1 protein-coding gene and 1 pseudogene are annotated in these 3,516 nt (G+C 74.2%); both read right to left on the bottom strand.

The genetic code is table 11. The annotated features are described in order from the left end of the window. Positions 1–2,586, bottom strand: a 2,586-nt coding sequence (locus tag Q1K70_RS21870) for a PD-(D/E)XK nuclease family protein (RefSeq protein WP_300164815.1), incomplete at its 3' end; no start/stop codon positions are given. Beyond that, positions 2,583–3,516 (bottom strand): annotated as a pseudogene (locus tag Q1K70_RS21865) (DNA helicase UvrD); the annotation flags it as partial. The gene Q1K70_RS21870 and the pseudogene Q1K70_RS21865, both read right to left, overlap by 4 nt.

Genomic DNA, 3,516 nt, shown 5'->3' with positions numbered 1-3,516 from the left:
CACCGGCACGCCCGAGACGCCGCCGGTCTTGTAGTCCACGATGACCACGCCATCCTCGCGCCGGTCCACGCGGTCGGCCCGGCCGGTGAGCAGGCAGGCGCGGCCGCCGCTGTCGAGGCTCGCCGCAAGCTCGGTTTCGAGGAAAAGCGGCGTGGTGCGGGGCAGCGCGCCGGCCATGGCCCCAAGGCGCGCCCGCGCCGCGCGCACGAGGAGCAGGCGGCCGTCCGGAGGCAGGGCGGCGAAGGCCGCGTCGTCCTTCGCGCGCGCCTCGAACAGGTCGCCGAGCGCCGTGGCGCTGACGTCCGCCGCGTCGATGTCGCGCCCGAGCAGGGGCGTGAAAAATTCCCGCAACGTCTCGTGCGCGAGCACGCCCACTGAAGCCGGGTCGCCTTCCTCGGCCACCTCGGCCAAGGGGGCCAGCGGCGTCAGGTACTTGTAGAAAAAGCGCAACGGGCAGGCGAGGTAGGCGTCGAGGAACGTGGCCGAGATCCTGCCCTCCAGGCAGGCGGCGCGCCGCGCGGCCACGGCCGGGGTGACGGGCATGGCCGCGTCGGCCCGGGGGATGGGGCAAAGGGGCAGGTGAATCAGCGAGACCGGCGGTTCGCCCGGGGTAAGCACCCGGCCCAGGCGCTTTTCCTCCTCCCAGAGGAGTTGTTCGACGTAACGGCTGCGGCTGGGCTTGGCCTCCTCGAAAAGCCCGGCCCCGGGCGCGCCGGTGCGGTAGAAGAGCGTGATCTCCTCGGCCCCGAAGAAGAGCCGGTAGATGTTGTAGGCCGCCACGAGATCGCGCTGGCGGGAGTCGGGCAGCGACAGCAGCCGGCGCAGGGGATCGGGCAGCAGCGGCTCGTAGGGCGCGGCCCCGGGCAGCTTGTCCTCCACGGCGTCGAGCACGTAGACGCGGCGGAAGGAGAGCAGGCGCGTCTCCAGCACGCCGAGCACCTGCAGGCCGGTCAGCGGTTCGGCCTCGAAAGGGGCGCGCTCGTCGGCCACCAGCCGGCGCAGCAGGGAAAAAAGCGTGTCCCGGGGCAGGGCCGCGTCGGCCAGGCGGCCGTCGGAAAGGGCCGGGACCACGCCCGTGGCCAGGCGGAACAGGCACTCGGCGTCGATGAGGAAGCGCTCCCAGGCGTCGCCGCAAAGCTCGGGATCGAGCAGCAGCTCGCACAGTCCGGCCACGGCCCGGCCCAGGGCGCGCGGCGTTTCCACGGCTTCGAAGGCGGTCAGGCACGTCTCCAGCACCCGGCGGCCCAGGGCGGCCGCCTCGGGCGTGGCCGGGGCGCGCATCTCGTCCCCGGGCTCCAGGGCGAAGGGGTCGGCGAAGGCCGCGCCCTTGCGCAGGGCCGCCTCCATGTCGTGGAACACCCCCCGCAGCGGCTCGGCCTCGCCCGCGCGCAGCATCTTGAGATAGGGGTGGCGCAGCAGGGAGACGAGCTCCTTCCAGTGGTAGCGGCCGGGAGAGAGCGCCGTTTCCTGGAGCGTCAGGATGTTTTCCACCAGCCTGGCCAAAGACGACCGGGCCAGGGGATAGCCCATGGAGATGTTGACGTCCTTTCGCGGCAGGATGTGGAGCACCGGGGAAAGAAGGCCGGTGTCGGGCAGCACGATGGCCGTGTCCTCCAGGTCCGGGGCCTCGGCCAGGCAGGCTTCCAGGGCCTTGAGCTGGGCGTGGAGGTCGTGGCCCTCGAAGAAGCGCAGCTTTTTCGACGACAGGTTGGCGGCCGTGGCGTCGAGCATCAGGGTCGGCCGGGCCGGCCCGGCCTTGGCCCGGGCGCGCCGGGGCCGGCCGTCGGCCAGGACCACGGCGCGAGCGCTCAAATCGCCCAGCCAGCGCCGCTGCTCCAGGCAGGAGAAGTGCACCCGGCCGGCGGGATCGGCCAGGGCCGGGTCGCCGTGCCAGAGCATCTCCAGGTTGCCCTGCCGCCACAAGGCGGCGAAAAGCGCCTTTTCCGCGCCGGAGGGCACGGCGAAGCCGCAGGCAAAGATCTTTTTCCCGGCGAAGCGGGCCGCCGCCTCCCGGGCGTTCTCGGCGGCCAGGGCCAGGCAAAGCCCGGGCGTGGCCAGGCCCTCGGCCGTCAGGCGTTCGCGGTAGCGGGCGTGGATGGCCCCCAGGCGCGAGAGCAGGGCGGCGGCCGGCGGCATGACCTGGCCTTCCAGGTGCGTCAGGTCGCGGCCGGGCACGTTGTGGCGGAAAAGCTCCTCCATGCGCTCGGACAGCTCCATGCCCCAGGGGAAGAACCGGGCCATGTCCGTGGGGAAGTCCCCGGGCGCGGGCGAGGCGTCGGCGATCTCGCGCACGATGTCGTAGAGGATGGCCACCCGGTCCAGCACGTCGAGCATGACCGGCGGCGTCGGGGCGAAGGACGCGCCGATGGCCCCGGCCCAGTCGCCCACGGCCGTGATCTCGGGCAGCAGCAGCGGCTTCGGCAGCTCCGGCATGGCCGCCAGGCGGTCGCACAGGTGCCGCGCCGCCCGGCGCAGGGGAAAGACCACCAGCACGTCCGTGAAGTCGCCGCCCGTTACGGCCGCAAGCCGCCTGGCCACGGCCCCGAAGAACTCCTCGGTCCAGGGGATGACGCCGACGGGCTTCACGAGGCTTCCTCCACCGGCCGGCAGACGCGCCGGTCGAGATAGACGAGCAGGCCCCGGGCCGGCAGGGCGGCCCGGCCGGGCAGGGCCCGGGCCAGGGCCAGGTAGCGGCCGACCTGGCCGAGGTGGGCCGGGTCCTCGTGGCCGGTCTTGAAGTCGAGGATCACGGTTTCGTCCTGGCCGAGGTGGAGCAGGTCCGGCCGGAAGCGGCCGCCGTCCGGGTCGAGGAGTTCGCGCTCGGCCAGCCCCAGGGCCAGGGCCTGGCCGCATTGGGGCAGCCCGGCCAGCCACAGGAGCATGTCCGTGAACTGGCCGGCCAGGTGCTCGCGAAGCCCGGCTGGCAGCCGCGCGCCGCCAAGCGTCGCACCCACGGCCCGGCGGGCGGCCGGGGCCGGGTCGGTCGGGTCGAAGCCGGCCCGCACGAAGGCCTCGGCGGCCAGGTGGGCCAGCTCGCCGCGCCGGGCGTCGCTTAGGGCCATGGACTGGCGGATGTCGCGGGCCATGTTGCGGTAGACCTTGAGCCGGGGCAGCCAGGACATGGGCACGCCGGCCCGCACGGCCTCGGTCCCGGCCGCGCCGGCCGGGGCGGGGCAGGCGGGCGGCGGCGGCGGGGCGGCGGCCGGTGTCTCGCCCAGGCGCAGGGGGCCGGAATCGGCCGGATCGTGGCCGAAGGCGGCGAAAAGGACTTCCAGCGCCCGGGGCAGGGGATAGCGCTCCTCGCGCAACTTGCCGTGGCCTGGCACGAAGGCGTGCAGCTCGACCTCCGGCCGGGTCCAGGCCACGTAAAGCAGGTGCACCTGTTCGGCCAGCTCGCGGGCCCGGCGCAGGGCGTGCTCCGGGCCGAGCCCGGGCTGGTCCGGGGCCAGGATCGCGCCTTCCTCCAGCCGCGCCGCCACCAGATCGCCCGGCCCGGCCCGGCCGGGAAAGTGGTGG

It is taken from the genome of Solidesulfovibrio sp., assembly GCF_029978005.1.
In the GTDB taxonomy this organism is placed as follows: Bacteria; Desulfobacterota; Desulfovibrionia; order Desulfovibrionales; family Desulfovibrionaceae; genus Solidesulfovibrio.
The sequence above is the reverse complement of the archived record's forward strand: the minus strand, read 5'-3'. Positions and strand labels throughout refer to the sequence as shown.